Source organism: Staphylococcus argenteus (genome assembly GCF_000236925.1).
Classification (GTDB): Bacteria; Bacillota; Bacilli; order Staphylococcales; family Staphylococcaceae; genus Staphylococcus; species Staphylococcus argenteus.
This window is the reverse complement of the sequence record NC_016941.1, coordinates 2,352,795-2,369,066: the sequence shown is the minus strand read 5'-3', so window position 1 is coordinate 2,369,066 and position 16,272 is coordinate 2,352,795. Positions and strand designations below refer to the sequence as shown.

Here is a 16,272-nt window from a genome sequence, read left to right as displayed (position 1 = left end):
TTACCGCTTTTTTAGATTGGTATTTAGAAATTTTAAAATTGTAAAGTGGCATTATAAATTAGTTGCGTTTATAAAATTTATACCTGTCTGTAGTGTTTTAGACCAACGATATTTAAGATGATAAAGATAGTGATGAAAATGACTAGTACTAATAAATCAAACCAAATATGATTCCAGCCTTGCCCTTTAATCATGACATTTGTTAATGCATCACCAGCATATCTTAGCGGAAATAGATATCCGATATTACCTAGCCAATCAGGCATATTTTCAAGTGGGAAAATTCCTGAAAAGAATACCTGAGGTACAGCAACTAGTGGAATAAATTGAATCATTTGAAACTCAGAATTAGCAAATGTAGAAATGAAAATACCCATTGATAGCGCAGTGATAGCTAAACAAATATTGATTAAAACAACATACCATAAGCTACCTGCTAAATTAATGTTCAATAAATATATTGAAAATAGGACTATGATTAATGTTTGAATGATTGCGAATATACCATAGCCAATCAGATAGCCGATGACGATTTCACTTCGACGAATTGAAGTTGATAATACACGTTCTAACGTACCTGTTGTACGTTCACGTAATAAAGCTATACCTGATATTAGAAATACAAATAAAAATACGAAGAAACCCATTAGTATTGGAAACATTTTATCGAAATAAGTACTATCAGAATTACCGTATAAATAAGAATGTGAAATGCTTATATTTTGATTGTTCGTTGGTTTCATTGATGCAGGCAATTTTTCAATTAGATGCTTTATATCACTTATTTTATCTTGTTGTATAGCTTTGCCAATCATTTGTTTGATCATATTAGATTTGTTAGGATCTTCATTTGTATATATGACATGTAATGTTTGATTTTCTTGATAAATAAAACCATCAAGGTGATTATTTTCTATTTTAGATTTGATATTTTCATGAGAATGGAACGTTTGAGTTTTTATGTCTGATGATGGCAATTGTTTTGTTATATTTGATGAAACAGATGTATCGATACCGATTTTCAAATCGTTTTCATCACCGTTAAAAATAAAATACATAAGCGTCAATATTAAAATTGGTGCTAGAAACATTAGCGCAAGTGTACGTTTATCACGTAACATTTCTTTCAATACGCGTCCTATAATGGCTATAATTTTCATGATTGGCGAACCTCCTCAGCTTTAATAAATACCGCTTCAATTGTGTCTACATTAAATTGTTCTTTTAAATTAGCTGGTGTATCTAAAGCGAATAGTTTTCCGTCAACAATAAGACCCACTTTATCACAACGTTCTGCCTCGTCCATAACATGTGTAGTGACGACAACACTTTTACCATTTTGCGTCATTTCTTTAAATTGTTTCCAAATATGTTGGCGTAATTTAGGGTCTATCCCAACAGTTGGTTCATCTAAAATAATCAAATCCGGTTCCGATAATAGTGTCATTGCTATAGATAGTCGACGTTTCATTCCCCCTGAAAATTGACTCACTTTTTTAGTTAAAGCATGTTCTAAATCTACTAATGTTGTATGCTTGTTTATATGTTCTTCTAATACTTTTCCTTTAAGCCCTGATAAATGACCGAAAAACTTCAAGTTTTCATAAGCAGTTAAATTTTCATATAACGCATCTGTTTGCCCCATATAACCTAATCGTTTTAAAACATTACGATTAGGCATTTTTTGATTGAAAATCTCTGCTGCCCCTTTATCAATCTTTTCCATGCCTAAAAGGCACTTTATTGTAGTTGTTTTACCAGATCCACTAGGTCCTATTAAACCAAGTAATTCACCTTCGTTAATAGTCATACTAATTTGATCTAACACGAGTTGTTTATTATACGTTTTAACAACATTGTCTAATGTTGCTATACTTTGAGTCATCATAATCCCCCCTGTATTAATACACATTTTACTTTATTTATATATCATCTTAAGCGTATATTATGGTTGCGGATAATAAATTAATAAATAGTGAACATATTTGCTTTGAATGTTCGGAAAAGGTGGTGAACTTATGGATCAAACAGCTTTTACAGATAGTCGTATAACAAGAACGGTCAATCGTATTCATGATGGATTGTATAGTCTTTTAACAAGAAAGTCATATACTGATATCACAATTAAAGATATTTGTAATGAAAGCCAAATAAGTAGAACAACGTTTTATGCGCATTTTAAAAGTAAAGACGATTTTGTCTATATTTACCTTAATATGTTATTGAAAAATGCAAAAAAGAAGTTTCTTAAAGAAAGTGTTACTACGCAAGTAATCTTTTTAAATAAGATGATTCATTTTTGGTTAAGTGAAGGGCAACTGATATTAAAATTATTAGGCGATGATAGTGCATATAAAATACATCAAGTTATCAAAAAATCTATACAACAAAGAATTGAAATTAATATCGTACCAGTGTTAAATACAAAAATGTTAACGACAAAAGAGAAATATTTTTTATTAATATTTATGAGTAATGCTGTAATTGGTGTTTTACAAGATTGGGTGATAAGAGGATATAAAGAAAGTCCTAAAGAAGTAGCGGAAATAATGAATAAAATATTTGTGAATGCATTTCGTTAGGTTTTTATCATGATATGATGATGTCGTAAAGGACAGTTGCAGTTACAATTCAATTTGAGATTAGTAAAAACATATTATTCAATTCATGCGTGTTTAAAATAAATACGGCATAAAGCTATACATTGCAGAAGAGACTACTTTAATGCAATGTATAGCTTTTATAATTTTAATAAAATTATTTTAATTGTTTCAGTTGCTCGTTAATAGTGTCTACGTAGTTCTTGTTTTTAAAGAATTGAATTATCCAAATCAATGTGTAAACCACAATAAAGATAATTGTAAATATGATTAGGTAATTTATTGTTAGTGGAAACCAACCGGCAAGTATTGCTAAAGGTAAGAATCCGAAATACGTTGTTATGAAATGCACTATAGTTGCTTTAGTAATGCCCCAATCTGTGTATTTAAAGATAAAATCTCCAAGGAAAAAGACGACGCCTATGAGTAACCATAAAATGATAGAAATCAACATTACGGTAGTTTCTGTGAAATGAGTGTAATAAAATATGCCGATAGTTGATTGTGGATTGAGTGGATAATATTTGCCGTCCGAAAATAACATACTAAAGAACAGTGAAAGGGACAAACCAATGATTAAGCTAATAAATAATGCGTTTTTTAAATTTTTCATATTGATAAGCGCTCCTTTATAGATTTTAAATAGCGTCTAGAAGAATAGGTGTAGTGTGCATCTTTAAGATACATACGTATAAGTCCATTTGGCTCTAATAATAATTTTTCAATGTAATACTTGTTGACGATTTCTGATTTGGAAATGCGAATGAAATGTTGTGGTAATTGTTTTTCTAGTTCATAAAGTCGTAATTTTAGTTTGAATTTTTGGTTGCTTGTAATTGCTGTAACATTTTTATTAATAACTTGGAATGTTATAACATCTGATACGTGAATGATATGGATTTCTTTGTCTATGTATCCGACTAGTGTATGTGATTTGTCTAAATCATTGACTGCATTAATAATACTTTGAACGTGATCATTCATTTTAGGTGCATGTATATCAATATAAGATTCCGTCTCATTTGCATTGATAAATAAATTGAGTTTCATCATAGGTTAATGCCTCCTTTAAAATTATTAAACCATAAACGACCATCGATATATTTAAATTTTGTTGAATGGTAGAAATTAAATGTTAAGTGGCTAGAAAGTGCCAATCAATATAAAAGATACCTCCTGAAATAAAAACAGAAATGTTTTTTCAGGAGGTAAAGATTAATGTGAATTATTTGGCAGTGTAATAGTAAAGGTGGTTACATACTCGTTACTTTGTGTGAATTGGATTGTACCATGATGCAATTCAATGATGGATTTTGTAATTGCGAGACCTAAACCATTGCTATTATCATGTTTGCTCACTTTATAAAAACGTTCAAATAAACGTGCTTCAGTTTGTGGACTAATTGGTGAACCCTCATTACTTATTGTGAAAATGATGTTGTTGTGACTATGTTGCAAAGCGATGTCAATCGCACCACCAACATCTGTATACTTAATGGCATTGATTAACAAATTACTCATTGCTTGATGCAGTAATCGTTGATTTCCTAGGAAATGTATAGGTTCCAAGTCGGCTAAAATGATTAAAGACTTTTCATCGGCAGCAAATTGCTCGTGACGAATGATTTCTTTAATGAGTTGATCTATTTCTATATGATCATCAAAGGATAAATGTTGATGATTATCTATTTCAGATAAAAGTAACAATTCAGTTGTCAAACCGCTTAGCTGCTTAGTAATGGTAAAAATATCGTTAATGTATTGTTGTTGTAACTGTTTATTAGACGTTTGTTGTAACTCGCTTAATAAATGATGAATATGCGTTAATGGTGTTTTTATTTCGTGTGACACATTTTGTACGAAATGTTGTCTCATTTGATCAACTTGACCCAGTGATTGTCTCATTTTATTGAAATGGAACTGTAATGTACCAATTTCATCTTTTCGTGTTTGTTTGATAGGTGTTTCAAAATCACCTTCAATTAGTCTTTCAGTTGCTTGCTTTAACTTTTGCACAGGACGAATAATTGAGTACGTTGAAGCGATTACTAAGGAAATTGAGATGAACAATAATAATATCAATAATACAGCTAAGAAAGTTCTAAATTCACTAAACGTCTCACCAATATCTGGACGCATGAATACAGCTAATGATCCTTCTTTTGTTTTAAAATGCACACCAACTGTATTATCCGTCTCATTATCAAAGAATCCAGTCACAAATAATTCAAAGGGTTTATTTTTAATACCATGATAGTCTTTGTAGTTTAATACATTGTTAATTGCTTCTTTAGATAGCGTATCTTTTCTAAAGGGCTCACCATAAAACGTTTTATGACCTTTTTGATCAATCGTCATGATTTGATAGTTCATTTGTCCTAAATGTTTAAAGTATTTTTGAATATCTGCTGGTTCGGATTCTTGTTCATATTGTCTGGCTTCTTTAAGAGTCCTCATGATTTTAGCATCATTCGTAGCTTTCAAATTAAAATGGTAGTACACATTGGTTAATACAAAGCTTATTATTGCGCTAAATAAAATGACTGTAATGGAATAAATGGCAATTCTAGCATAGAGTGTTTTAAACATGGTTCTCCACCTTATAGCCTTGTCCTCTTACTGTTTCAATAGTAAGTGTGGCATTTAATTTTTTTAATCTTTGGCGTAGTCGCTTAATATGTACGTCAACAGTTCGCTCATCTCCTTCATAATCATATCCCCATATTTTTTCAATAATATGTTCGCGTGAAAAAATTTGTTTAGGATGGGAAACAAGCATATATAACAATTGAAACTCTTTATTTGGTAATGTCATCGTTTTATTATCGACTTGGAGCTCCATATATGACTGATTTAAAGTTATATTACCAATGGTCATTTCCGTATTTGTGTTGATATCATAACGACGTAATACAGCGCGAATCCTGAAAATGAGTTCTTTAACTTCAAAAGGTTTTGTTACATAATCATCTGTTCCACTTATAAATGCACGTTCTTTATCACTAAGTGCATCACGAGCAGTCAGCATAATTACGGGAATATCATAATCATTTTTTAATGTAGTACATAATTGAAAACCATCCATACCATCCATCATAATGTCCACAACTGCAATATCAATTGTTTGATGTTCCAATAATTGTAAAGCTGCTTCACCGCTTGATTGCGTGTATGCATTGATATGTTCAGATTGTAAATGATGAGCGACATAATTTAGGATTTGAGGATCGTCATCGACAACAAGACATTGCACCATAGTTATATGCTCCTTATCTTTTTCATTTATTATACATGTAAAATAATTTTGCGTAAAAAACCAATTGTTCATATTGAGTTCACATTTCAATCCTATACTAACTTTAAATTAGAAATAGGGAGAAGTGAATTAAAGTGAAATTAGCGATTAAAGAGATTATGTTTTATAAGTTTCGTTATATTTTAATCACTGTAATCATTATGTTATTAAGTATTATGGTGTTATTTATTAGCGGTCTAGCACAAGGACTAGGTAGGGAAAATATTTCTTTGTTTGAGCATTTTAATAATGATCAATATATTGTTCAAAAAATGAAAGAACCACAAATTGAAAAATCTCAACTTAATGCTGAACAACAACAGCAAATAAAAAATGTAATTCATCAAGAACCACTTAAAATGAATGTTCAAACATTGAAAATGTCAGATAAAGATCAAGATGTTATTACGATGAATGATGTTAAACAACAGCGTTTAAAATTAATAAAAGGGGAGTATCCGAAAAATGAACATGAAGTAGCTATTAACGATAAGTTAGCTGCTGATAACATTAGAGTCGGGGACAGAGTTCATTTTAAAAATAATTCAACAAGTTATAGAGTGTCAGGCATCTTAAGTGACACAATGTATGCACATAGTTCTATCGTGTTATTGAATAATCAAGGATTCAATGAAATGAACAAAGTAAGTACATCATTTTATCCAGTGAAAAATATGACAAAACAACAGCGTGATGATATTAACAAAATTAACGGTGTTCAAATTGTTGATGAAAATGATTTAACGAGCAACATTGCGAGTTACCAAGCAGAACAAGCACCGTTGAATATGATGATTGTTAGTTTGTTTGTCATTACAGCAATTGTTTTAAGTGCCTTTTTCTATGTCATGACGATTCAAAAGATTTCACAAATCGGTATTTTAAAAGCAATTGGTATTAAAACAAGACATTTACTAAGTGCCTTAGTTATACAAATTTTAACATTAACAATCATTGGTGTAGGTATCGCTGTAGGGATTATTGTAGGTCTATCATATATTATGCCTGTGACTATGCCGTTTTACTTAACTGCTCAAAATATTGTATTAATGGTAGGACTATTTATCGTAGTAGCCATCATAGGTGCGACATTATCATTTATCAAATTATTTAAAGTTGACCCTATAGAAGCAATCGGAGGTGCGGAATAATGACTTTGATAGTGAAAGATATTGTTAAAAATTTTGGAGAAGGTTTGTCAGAGACAAAAGTGTTGAAAGGCATTAATTTTGAGGTGAAGCAAGGAGAGTTTGTAATCTTAAATGGTGCTTCTGGTTCTGGTAAAACAACGTTACTTACAATTTTAGGTGGACTATTGAGTCAAACGAGTGGAGAAGTATTTTATAATGATGCACCATTATTTGATAAACAGCATCGACCAAGTGATTTAAGATTGAATGAAATTGGGTTTATCTTTCAATCATCACATTTAGTACCTTATTTAAAAGTAATTGAACAATTAACATTAGTAGGTCAAGAAGCAGGGATGTCTAAACAAGAAAGTCTAGCAAGAGCTACAGAGTTACTGCAAAATATTGGTTTAGGACATCGTTTGAATGTATATCCCCATCAATTATCTGGCGGAGAAAAACAACGTGTTGCGATTATGAGAGCATTTATGAATCATCCTAAAATTATTTTAGCTGATGAACCAACTGCAAGTCTTGACGCGGATAGAGCTACTGAAGTAGTAGAAATGATAAGTCGTCAAATTAAAGAACATCATATGGTCGGGATTATGATTACTCATGATAGAAGATTGTTTGAGTATGCAGATCGAGTTATTGAGTTAGAAGATGGGAAAATAACTGATTAGTTATATGAATCAAACTATAATTAACAATCAGACAAAGAATTTTTATTAAAATATCATTAATAGAATTTGATGTAGAAATTCGGCAAAGATATTTTGTAATTGCGAGAATTGATGACAAAGTAAAAAGGGCAATTCCTACCAGAATTATAGGTGGAAATTGCCTTTTTCATTTTAGGCTTTATGATACATATAATAATAACGGTTTTAAAATGTAGTAGCTATTAAGAATGATTGACGCAATGTTGGAAACAACATATAATGATAGTTTGCTTGTCGACTTATTGACTATATATAAATGCACAATAAAAACTTATGAACCAACTACTTGCACAAAAAAGTGTGAGTAATAATTTATATTGATACATGACACCTAGATAATCTTTAATAAGGGCATGTAAGAAAAAATGATACGGTGTATGACTACCGACGCCATCGACAGTTAGATTGAGTTTTTGAGCTAATCGTAGTGCTCGTAAGATATGGAATTGACTTGTTACACAAACGATTTTAACTTTCTTTTGGAAAAAATTTGTGATGATTTGTTTAGAATATAAAAAGTTTGTGTATGTATTTATTGAGTGGGATTCCATTAAAATATCTGCTTCATCTACGCCTTGAGCAATCAAATAGCGTTGCATAGCTAAGGCTTCGGGAATTGGCTCATCAGGTCCTTGACCGCCGGAAACTAATATTTTAGTTGGTGACGTTTGGTGTTGATAAATAGTAAGTGCACGATTTAAACGTGCGGCGAGCATAGGTGTTACAGATTCAGTAAAAATGCCAGCGCCTAACACAATAATGACATCAACTTCATTATCATAGGATCGATGACCATAAGATGCTGTCCAAACAAGATAACAGATAAATGTTAGTAATAAGGATATGCATAATATTGCAAGCCACATAGTGAAACCTTTTACAATAGGTTGTTGATTCGTGCTTATAAATAGAAGTGCTGATGTGTAGAGTACGAATTTATATGAAAAAGATAATAATTTTTTAATAAATAAGTGGCTAGAAGTATGAGAAAATAAGTATCTATGTTTGAATAGCATGATAATACTGACTATTAAAAATGTTACAAACATAGACCAGGGGAAAGTGTAGGTCATGATGCTATAGATGAGTGACAAAAATATGGCTATGACAACGGAAATGTAGCATGTTAAATTCAACGTTAACGTATTGTTAAAAAGTAACGGACAAATAACGCTGAGTATAAATATTGATAATAATAAATTCAATAACATACTAACACCTCGTTCTTAAGAAATATAACTATAAATTTAGATGATTTATTTCATTAAAGCAAGAAGAACGACGCTACATGTGAGTCTTACTTTGTTGTACTAAATATAAGCCGATATTTTTGTAAATTTTAGATGTGCGATACAATGATTGCTGAGGATACTTTATAAAAATAGTAATTAGGGAGAAATCATTATGGTAAAACATTTACAAGACCATATTCAATTTTTAGAGCAGTTTATAAATAACGTTAATGCATTAACTGCAAAAATGTTAAAAGATTTACAAAATGAATATGAAATTTCATTAGAGCAATCCAACGTACTAGGTATGTTGAATAAAGAGCCTTTGACAATTAGTGAAATCACGCAAAGACAGGGTGTAAATAAAGCAGCGGTAAGTAGACGCATTAAAAAGCTGATAGATGCAAAATTAGTTAAGTTAGATAAACCAAACTTAAACATAGATCAGCGATTAAAGTTCATAACGCTAACAGATAAGGGTAGAGCGTATTTGAAAGAACGTAATGCAATTATGACTGATATTGCGCAAGATATCACAAATGACTTAAAATCAGAAGACATTGAAAATGTCAGACAAGTATTAGAAGTCATCAATCATCGTATAAAAACATATAGCAATCATAAATAGATTTTTGAAGGTGTTCAAATATAAGACTAAATATGTATGTATTGAACGCCTTCTTTTTAGTTATAATTGAGAGAGTACTTTCATTAATAATGTAATAAGGTACAATTCTAAAGTAAAGTTAATCATTTCTTGAATTGTATTCTTGTGATAATATTTGTAAAATAATAATGGTAAAATAATAAAATAATTTTTGGAATATACATATAACAATTGAAGCGGAATGGAATTGAGGTGAAAATATGAAATCTTGCCCGAAATGTGGACGTCAAGTGAAAGAGGATGCAGAAATGTGTTCTCATTGTGGACATCAATTTGATCGTGGTCAAGCATTATATAGAAAGTCAACTGATGAAGACATGCAAACGAATAACATCAAGATTAGAAAAATGGTGCCGTGGGCAATTGGTTTCTTCATAATAATCTTAATCATTATATTGTTCTTTTTATTACGGAATTTTAATTCACCTGAAGCACAAACTAAAATTTTAGTAAATGCGATTGAAAATAATGATAAACAAAAAGTAGCAACCTTATTAAGTACTAAAGACAATAAAGTCGATTCTGAAGAGGCAAAAGTATATATACGGTATATCAAAGATGAAGTTGGTCTTAAACAATTTGTAACAGATCTTGAAAACACAGTGCATAAATTGAATAAAAGTAAGACAAGTGTTGCTTCTTATATTCAAACAAGATCAGGACAAAATATTTTACGCGTTAGTAAAAATGGCAGACGTTATATCTTCTTCGATAATATGAGCTTCACAGCGCCTACCAAACAACCAATTATAAAACCTAAAGAAAGAACTAAATATGAATTTAAAGCGGGTGGAAAGAAAAAGGTTGTTGTTGCTGAAGCAAATAAAGTTACACCGTTAGGTAACTTCATACCAGGTAATTATAGAATTGCTGCCATGAAAGCAACCGAAAATGGTGAGTTTCCAGGGCATTTAAAATTTGATTTCCGACAAAGTAATTCTGAAACCGTAGATGTTACAGAAGATTTTGAAGAAGCGAATATTTCAGTAACTTTAAAAGGTGACACAAAATTAAAAGATAGCTCTAAAAAAGTAACGATTAATGATAAAGAAATGGCATTTTCAAGTTCAAAAACATATGGACCATATCCTCAAAATAAAGATATTACCATTTCGGCTTCAGGTAAAGCGAAAGATAAGACATTCACAACACAAACTAAAACCATTAAAGCAAGTGATTTAAAATATAACACAGAAGTAACATTAAACTTCGACAGCGAAGATATTGATGATTATGTAGAAAAGAAAGAAAAAGAAGAAAATAGTTTGAAAAATAAATTGATTGAATTCTTTGCAGGATATTCTTTAGCAAATAATGCAGCGTTTAATCAATCTAACTTTGATTTTATATCATCATATATTAAAAAAGGATCTTCATATTATGATGATATAAAAAAGAGTTTATCTAAAGGAAGATTAATGACGATTAGTTCACCACAAATTTTGGATGCAGAGCAACATGGTGATAAAATTACTGCAACCGTTCGATTAGTAAATGAAAATGGTAAACAAGTAGATAAAGAATATGAACTTGAACAAGGTTCGCAAGATCGTTTGCAATTAATCAAGACATCAGATAAATAAAGTGCAGAACTTAAATAAGAGGCCTGTGTCTCATTGAATACAAACAACATCCTTTCAAAGTATTTACAATTAGTGTGAATTACTTCGAAAGGATTGTTTTTTTGTGAAATAATTTATAGAGAGCTGAGATTTATAACATTTTATACCTTTAATAAGTTGTAATGATGTTCATGAATCTTGCGACTAATGCTAATATATAAAAGAGCATATTTAAATATATTTTGGGATTGTTATATTTATGAAAAGAGCAATATAAAGGAGATAGTAATATGAATGATTTAAAGCATTTTAATAAGCGCTCACCTTTATTTATTATTATATTAGGATCGTTGACTGCCATTGGCGCTTTATCAATAGATATGTTTTTGCCTGGATTGCCAGATATAAGACATGACTTTCAAACTACGACATCAAATGCACAGTTAACATTATCTATGTTTATGATTGGCTTGGCATTTGGTAACTTATTTGCTGGTCCCATTTCGGATTCGACAGGACGCAGAAAGCCACTCATTATAGCGATGATTATATTTACTTTGGCGAGTTTAGGAATTGTTTTCGTTCATAATATTTGGATAATGATTATCTTAAGATTTATTCAAGGTGTGACGGGTGGAGCAGCGGCTGTTATTTCAAGAGCTATTGCTAGTGATATGTATAGTGGTAATGAACTAACTAAGTTTATGGCATTATTGATGCTTGTGAACGGTATTGCACCAGTCATTGCGCCGACTTTAGGAGGCATTATTTTAAATTATTCTATATGGCGAATGGTCTTTGTCATTTTAACTATTTTTGGTTTCGTCATGGTCATAGGTTCGTTATTAAAAGTACCTGAATCTTTAGCTGTGACAAGTCGTGAATCTCATGGCGGTCTGAAATCAATGTTTAAAAATTTCAAAGTACTATTGAAAACACCACGTTTTGTATTGCCAATGCTCATCCAAGGTATGACCTTTGTAATATTATTTACTTACATATCTGCGTCACCATTTATTATTCAAAAAATTTATGGCATGTCAGCCTTACAATTTAGCTGGATGTTTGCAGGTATAGGTATAACATTAATTATTTCTAGTCAGCTTACAGGTTTTTTGGTTGATTATATGAATCCTCAAAAATTAATGAGGGTAATGACGATGATTCAAATCATTGGGGTATTATTAGTCACATTGACTTTGCTTAATCATTGGAATTTTTGGATACTTGCAATCAGTTTTGTGATCTTAATTGCACCAGTGACAGGGGTTGCTACGCTTGGATTTACAATCGCTATGGATGAAAGCAGTAGTGGTCGAGGAAGTTCATCAAGTTTGTTGGGATTAGTTCAATTTTTATTTGGCGGTATTGCTTCTCCATTAGTAGGAATTAAGGGAGAAGAAAACCCTATGCCATATATTTTCATTATAGTAATTGCAGCTATGTTACTTATCATTTTACAAATATATAATATGAAAGTATTTAAAACAGATAAATCAACAATGTAGCGTTTGTATAATATTGAAAGACAAAATCAAAAAAGTGAATCATGTATTCGTATTATAAATACAACTTAATTAATAAAAAATGCCGAGATCTTATTTATGAGAATCTCGGCATTTTTGTAGTTAAAAGTGGAACTATGAAGTTCTATATATCGTGTCATATAGCTTATGTTGTATTGACTTGCATAATGGATTTTCTATTTATGGGTTTTGAAGTTTAATCGTATTAGCCAATAAAATAGTAGCGACTTCCTCAGGTGATTCTTGGCATCCACTTGAAAGCCAATTAATGAATACACCCGCTTGACCCCCAATGATGTATGTGACATAAAGCTGTTTATTCGTAACGGTTGTACTATAATCGCTAACAATTTGTTGATAATAATCTCTCGCTAAATTCACATAATCTATGAATAATGTTTTCATAGGATAAGTGACTAATATGTCCTTGAAAAATTGTTCGTTGCGTTTGATATATTTTGCAATAATAATGAAGAATTTATAAAGTTTAAGTTTGTCTTGTTTAATATTATCAAAATTATGATGCAGTGCACGGAGAAGAAAATGGAATTTTTCTTTATGCTTTGAATTGATGGTTTCCAATAAATCATATTTATCTTTATAGTAATCATAAAACGTAGAACGATTAATATTGCTGTACGCACAAATCATTTTAGTGGATATTTCTTGGAAAGGGTATTCAGCCATCAAATCAACAAGTGCATTTTGAATTTCTATTTTGGCTTGTCGTTTCATATTGTTACACCTTTGTGAATTTTAACCAACACTCTTATAAAAATTGTTGGTGTTTTTTTAGTTGTCATGTCTCTATAATAAATAAAGTGAATTTTAAAAGCAAATAGGAGGAAATGTTTCATGAAGAAGATGATATTAATTAATGTCATTACAGTTGTTGTGTTATTAGCAATTGGGATTGCTGGCTTTTATTTCTGGAATAAAACAACAAGCTATGTAACAACTGATAATGCAAAAGTAAATGGCGATCAAATTAAAATAGCAAGTCCTGCATCTGGACAAATTAAATCACTTAATGTTAAACAAGGTGACAAACTTGATAAAGGTGATAAAGTAGCAACTGTTACTGTACAAGGCCAAGATGGCGAAACAAAAGATATGGATCTTAAAATGCCTCAAAAAGGGACAATTGCTAAATTAGATGGTATGGAAGGTTCTATGGTGCAAGCTGGTAACCCAATCGCTTACGCATACAATTTAGATGATTTATATGTAACTGCAAATATTGACGAAAAAGATATTAAAGATGTTGAAGTAGGTAAAGATGTTGATGTGACTATTGACGGTCAAAAAGCTTCTATTAAAGGTAAAGTTGATAGTATTGGAAAAGCAACTGCTGCAAGCTTTTCATTAATGCCATCATCAAATAGTGATGGTAATTACACTAAAGTTTCTCAAGTAATACCTGTTAAAATTACTCTAGAATCAGAACCGTCTAAACAAGTTGTTCCTGGAATGAACGCTGAAGTAAAAATCCATAAAAATTAAGGGGGTCATTAAATGACTACGACCTTCATTATTAGCTACATTATTTTAGCGCTCATTATTGTTGGGGTTATCAATTTATTTTTAATAAGATCAAGAAAAAAAGTCAAACGCCAACAAAAGGAACAACAATTTACGACACGTCAATCAAATCAATCTAAATTTAAAGCTAGTGATTTAGACAAAACATCTAATCAATCGACTCAACGTATGACGCATAAAGAGATGCGCGTTGATAATCAAGATGATTATAAACAAGTTAGTCTAAACGGTCATTCAAAGGGGTCTGAGAAAGATCAAGAAGCATTCACTACTAATAATGATGATGAGGAAGCAGTTGCTGCTAAAAATCCTAATTCAGAAGAATTCAAAGTGAATGAAAAAATTAAAAAAGAACATAAAAACTTTATTTTTGGTGAAGGTGTTTCACGCGGTAAAATATTAGCAGCATTATTGTTCGGTATGTTTATTGCGATATTAAACCAAACATTATTAAATGTTGCTTTGCCAAAAATTAATACAGAGTTTAATATTTCTGCTTCAACAGGGCAATGGTTGATGACAGGATTTATGTTAGTAAATGGTATTTTAATACCAATAACGGCGTACCTATTTAATAAATACTCATATCGAAAATTATTTTTAGTTGCGTTAGTACTCTTTACAATTGGTTCATTAATCTGTGCGATTTCAATGAATTTCCCAATTATGATGGTTGGGCGTGTATTACAGGCCGTTGGTGCAGGTGTATTAATGCCATTAGGGTCTATTGTTATTATTACAATTTATCCACCTGAAAAACGTGGTGCTGCAATGGGGACAATGGGCATCGCAATGATTTTAGCACCAGCTATTGGTCCAACATTATCTGGTTATATCGTACAAAATTATCATTGGAATGTGATGTTTTACGGTATGTTCATTATCGGTATTATCGCAATTTTAGTTGGTTTTGTATGGTTTAAATTATATCAATATACTACAAATCCTAAAGCTGACATTCCAGGTATTATCTTCAGTACAATTGGTTTCGGCGCTTTGTTATATGGTTTCTCAGAAGCCGGAAACAAAGGTTGGGGTTCATTAGAGATAGAAACAATGTTTGCTATCGGTATTATCTTTATCATTCTATTCGTTATTAGAGAACTAAGAATGAAATCACCAATGCTGAATTTAGAAGTATTAAAATTCCCAACATTTACATTAACAACAATTATTAATATGGTTGTTATGTTAAGTTTATATGGCGGTATGATTTTATTACCAATGTATTTACAAAATTTACGTGGATTCTCAGCATTAGACTCTGGTTTGTTACTCTTACCAGGCTCTCTAGTTATGGGATTACTTGGACCATTTGCAGGTAAATTGTTAGATACTATTGGTTTAAAACCATTAGCTATCTTCGGTATAGCTGTAATGACTTATGCAACGTGGGAATTAACTAAATTAAATATGGATACACCATACATGACAATCATGGGTATCTATGTACTTCGTTCATTTGGTATGGCATTTATAATGATGCCAATGGTAACTGCAGCTATTAATGCGTTACCGGGACGACTTGCCTCTCATGGTAATGCTTTCTTAAATACGATGCGTCAATTAGCAGGCTCTATAGGTACAGCAATCTTAGTTACTGTTATGACAACACAAACAACACAACATTTATCAGCTTTTGGGGAAGAGTTAGATAAAACGAATCCGATGGTTCAAGATCATATGCGTGAATTAGCATCACAATATGGCGGACAAGAAGGCGCAATGAAAGTGTTACTACAATTTGTAAATAAACTAGCAACGGTTGAAGGGATTAATGATGCATTTATAGTTGCAACGATATTTAGCATCATCGCTTTAATTTTATGTTTATTTTTACAAAGTAATAAAAAAGCAAAAGCTACGGCTCAAAAGTTAGAAGCAAGCTCAAATAACAATCATGAATAAATTGAATTAAATTAATTGAAGTGTGACTAATCAAAAATTATGTTGTGGGGACATGATTTTTAAAGTATCGGTGCCAAATATGGTT

16 protein-coding genes and 1 pseudogene are annotated in these 16,272 nt (G+C 31.1%); 9 read left to right on the top strand and 8 right to left on the bottom strand.

The genetic code is table 11. The features are described 5' to 3' along the window. Positions 1-77: 77 nt before the first annotated feature. Complete coding sequence (locus tag SAMSHR1132_RS11655; RefSeq protein WP_000691018.1) at positions 78-1,160, bottom strand: ABC transporter permease; 1,083 nt, start codon at positions 1,158-1,160, stop codon at positions 78-80. After that, the gene (locus tag SAMSHR1132_RS11650) at positions 1,157-1,885 is read right to left on the bottom strand and encodes an ABC transporter ATP-binding protein (protein WP_000194412.1); all 729 of its coding nucleotides are present in this window, start codon (positions 1,883-1,885) and stop codon (positions 1,157-1,159) included. The genes SAMSHR1132_RS11655 and SAMSHR1132_RS11650 overlap by 4 nt, the downstream gene beginning before the upstream one ends. Before the next feature lie 133 nt (positions 1,886-2,018). Between SAMSHR1132_RS11650 and SAMSHR1132_RS11645 the strand changes: the two genes are divergently transcribed. After that, entirely contained in the window at positions 2,019-2,582 is a 564-nt protein-coding gene (locus SAMSHR1132_RS11645; protein WP_000372848.1) for a TetR/AcrR family transcriptional regulator, read from the top strand. Between the two features lie 175 nt (positions 2,583-2,757). Here the strand turns inward: SAMSHR1132_RS11645 and SAMSHR1132_RS11640 are convergent, their stop codons facing one another. The 4 genes from SAMSHR1132_RS11640 to SAMSHR1132_RS11625 form a co-directional block, all read right to left on the bottom strand. Continuing rightward, positions 2,758-3,213, bottom strand: a complete 456-nt coding sequence (locus tag SAMSHR1132_RS11640; RefSeq protein ID WP_000793157.1) for a DUF3021 domain-containing protein — start codon at positions 3,211-3,213, stop codon at positions 2,758-2,760. Continuing rightward, positions 3,210-3,653, bottom strand: coding sequence for a LytTR family DNA-binding domain-containing protein (locus SAMSHR1132_RS11635; protein WP_000977029.1), 444 nt, complete (start codon positions 3,651-3,653; stop codon positions 3,210-3,212). Before SAMSHR1132_RS11635 ends, SAMSHR1132_RS11640 begins: the two co-directional genes overlap by 4 nt. A 162-nt stretch (positions 3,654-3,815) precedes the next feature. Beyond that, the gene (locus tag SAMSHR1132_RS11630; protein WP_000477320.1) at positions 3,816-5,189 is read right to left on the bottom strand and encodes a HAMP domain-containing sensor histidine kinase; all 1,374 of its coding nucleotides are present in this window, start codon (positions 5,187-5,189) and stop codon (positions 3,816-3,818) included. Next, entirely contained in the window at positions 5,182-5,856 is a 675-nt protein-coding gene (locus SAMSHR1132_RS11625) for a response regulator transcription factor (protein ID WP_000249490.1), read from the bottom strand. Before SAMSHR1132_RS11625 ends, SAMSHR1132_RS11630 begins: the two co-directional genes overlap by 8 nt. A gap of 134 nt (positions 5,857-5,990) precedes the next feature. Here SAMSHR1132_RS11625 and SAMSHR1132_RS11620 point away from each other — a divergent pair, with 134 nt between their 5' ends. Both SAMSHR1132_RS11620 and SAMSHR1132_RS11615 read left to right on the top strand, forming a co-directional pair. After that, complete coding sequence (locus SAMSHR1132_RS11620; protein ID WP_000761410.1) at positions 5,991-7,046, top strand: ABC transporter permease; 1,056 nt, start codon at positions 5,991-5,993, stop codon at positions 7,044-7,046. After that, the gene (locus SAMSHR1132_RS11615) at positions 7,046-7,711 is read left to right on the top strand and encodes an ABC transporter ATP-binding protein (protein ID WP_000172695.1); all 666 of its coding nucleotides are present in this window, start codon (positions 7,046-7,048) and stop codon (positions 7,709-7,711) included. Before SAMSHR1132_RS11620 ends, SAMSHR1132_RS11615 begins: the two co-directional genes overlap by 1 nt. 278 nt (positions 7,712-7,989) lie before the next feature. On the opposite strand, the gene SAMSHR1132_RS11610 is transcribed toward SAMSHR1132_RS11615, so the two are convergent. After that, complete coding sequence (locus tag SAMSHR1132_RS11610; RefSeq protein ID WP_014373898.1) at positions 7,990-8,961, bottom strand: YdcF family protein; 972 nt, start codon at positions 8,959-8,961, stop codon at positions 7,990-7,992. A 193-nt stretch (positions 8,962-9,154) separates the two neighbouring features. Here SAMSHR1132_RS11610 and SAMSHR1132_RS11605 point away from each other — a divergent pair, with 193 nt between their 5' ends. From SAMSHR1132_RS11605 to SAMSHR1132_RS11585, 4 genes and pseudogenes are all read left to right on the top strand, one after another. Next, positions 9,155-9,610: a MarR family winged helix-turn-helix transcriptional regulator gene (locus tag SAMSHR1132_RS11605; RefSeq protein ID WP_000238541.1), complete on the top strand. Its 456-nt coding sequence runs from the start codon at positions 9,155-9,157 to the stop codon at positions 9,608-9,610. Positions 9,611-9,849: 239 nt separating this feature from the next. Then, complete coding sequence (tcaA, locus tag SAMSHR1132_RS11595; protein ID WP_000833820.1) at positions 9,850-11,232, top strand: glycopeptide resistance protein TcaA; 1,383 nt, start codon at positions 9,850-9,852, stop codon at positions 11,230-11,232. Positions 11,233-11,264: 32 nt separating this feature from the next. Continuing rightward, positions 11,265-11,394: pseudogene (locus tag SAMSHR1132_RS11590) on the top strand (hypothetical protein). A 107-nt stretch (positions 11,395-11,501) separates the two neighbouring features. Then, a complete protein-coding gene (locus SAMSHR1132_RS11585) occupies positions 11,502-12,719 on the top strand; it encodes a multidrug effflux MFS transporter (RefSeq protein ID WP_000998850.1) in 1,218 nt (405 codons plus the stop codon). A gap of 198 nt (positions 12,720-12,917) precedes the next feature. Here the strand turns inward: SAMSHR1132_RS11585 and SAMSHR1132_RS11580 are convergent, their stop codons facing one another. Next, entirely contained in the window at positions 12,918-13,472 is a 555-nt protein-coding gene (locus SAMSHR1132_RS11580; protein ID WP_000828575.1) for a TetR/AcrR family transcriptional regulator, read from the bottom strand. A 120-nt stretch (positions 13,473-13,592) separates the two neighbouring features. Between SAMSHR1132_RS11580 and SAMSHR1132_RS11575 the strand changes: the two genes are divergently transcribed. Together SAMSHR1132_RS11575 and SAMSHR1132_RS11570 are read left to right on the top strand one after the other, a co-directional pair. Then, complete coding sequence (locus tag SAMSHR1132_RS11575) at positions 13,593-14,240, top strand: HlyD family secretion protein (RefSeq protein ID WP_000738250.1); 648 nt, start codon at positions 13,593-13,595, stop codon at positions 14,238-14,240. Between the two features lie 12 nt (positions 14,241-14,252). After that, positions 14,253-16,187: a DHA2 family efflux MFS transporter permease subunit gene (locus SAMSHR1132_RS11570; RefSeq protein ID WP_000213888.1), complete on the top strand. Its 1,935-nt coding sequence runs from the start codon at positions 14,253-14,255 to the stop codon at positions 16,185-16,187. Positions 16,188-16,272: the final 85 nt, after the last annotated feature.

What these genes read in the sequence shown, in the direction of transcription:
- SAMSHR1132_RS11655 (WP_000691018.1), bottom strand. Translation starts at nt 1,160, where the DNA reads ATGAAAATTATAGCCATTATAGGACGCGTATTGAAAGAAATGTTACGT.
- SAMSHR1132_RS11650 (WP_000194412.1), bottom strand. Translation starts at nt 1,885, where the DNA reads ATGACTCAAAGTATAGCAACATTAGACAATGTTGTTAAAACGTATAAT.
- SAMSHR1132_RS11645 (WP_000372848.1), top strand. Translation starts at nt 2,019, where the DNA reads ATGGATCAAACAGCTTTTACAGATAGTCGTATAACAAGAACGGTCAAT.
- SAMSHR1132_RS11640 (WP_000793157.1), bottom strand. Translation starts at nt 3,213, where the DNA reads ATGAAAAATTTAAAAAACGCATTATTTATTAGCTTAATCATTGGTTTG.
- SAMSHR1132_RS11635 (WP_000977029.1), bottom strand. Translation starts at nt 3,653, where the DNA reads ATGATGAAACTCAATTTATTTATCAATGCAAATGAGACGGAATCTTAT.
- SAMSHR1132_RS11630 (WP_000477320.1), bottom strand. Translation starts at nt 5,189, where the DNA reads ATGTTTAAAACACTCTATGCTAGAATTGCCATTTATTCCATTACAGTC.
- SAMSHR1132_RS11625 (WP_000249490.1), bottom strand. Translation starts at nt 5,856, where the DNA reads ATGGTGCAATGTCTTGTTGTCGATGACGATCCTCAAATCCTAAATTAT.
- SAMSHR1132_RS11615 (WP_000172695.1), top strand. Translation starts at nt 7,046, where the DNA reads ATGACTTTGATAGTGAAAGATATTGTTAAAAATTTTGGAGAAGGTTTG.
- SAMSHR1132_RS11610 (WP_014373898.1), bottom strand. Translation starts at nt 8,961, where the DNA reads ATGTTATTGAATTTATTATTATCAATATTTATACTCAGCGTTATTTGT.
- SAMSHR1132_RS11605 (WP_000238541.1), top strand. Translation starts at nt 9,155, where the DNA reads ATGGTAAAACATTTACAAGACCATATTCAATTTTTAGAGCAGTTTATA.
- tcaA (WP_000833820.1), top strand. Translation starts at nt 9,850, where the DNA reads ATGAAATCTTGCCCGAAATGTGGACGTCAAGTGAAAGAGGATGCAGAA.
- SAMSHR1132_RS11585 (WP_000998850.1), top strand. Translation starts at nt 11,502, where the DNA reads ATGAATGATTTAAAGCATTTTAATAAGCGCTCACCTTTATTTATTATT.
- SAMSHR1132_RS11580 (WP_000828575.1), bottom strand. Translation starts at nt 13,472, where the DNA reads ATGAAACGACAAGCCAAAATAGAAATTCAAAATGCACTTGTTGATTTG.
- SAMSHR1132_RS11575 (WP_000738250.1), top strand. Translation starts at nt 13,593, where the DNA reads ATGAAGAAGATGATATTAATTAATGTCATTACAGTTGTTGTGTTATTA.
- SAMSHR1132_RS11570 (WP_000213888.1), top strand. Translation starts at nt 14,253, where the DNA reads ATGACTACGACCTTCATTATTAGCTACATTATTTTAGCGCTCATTATT.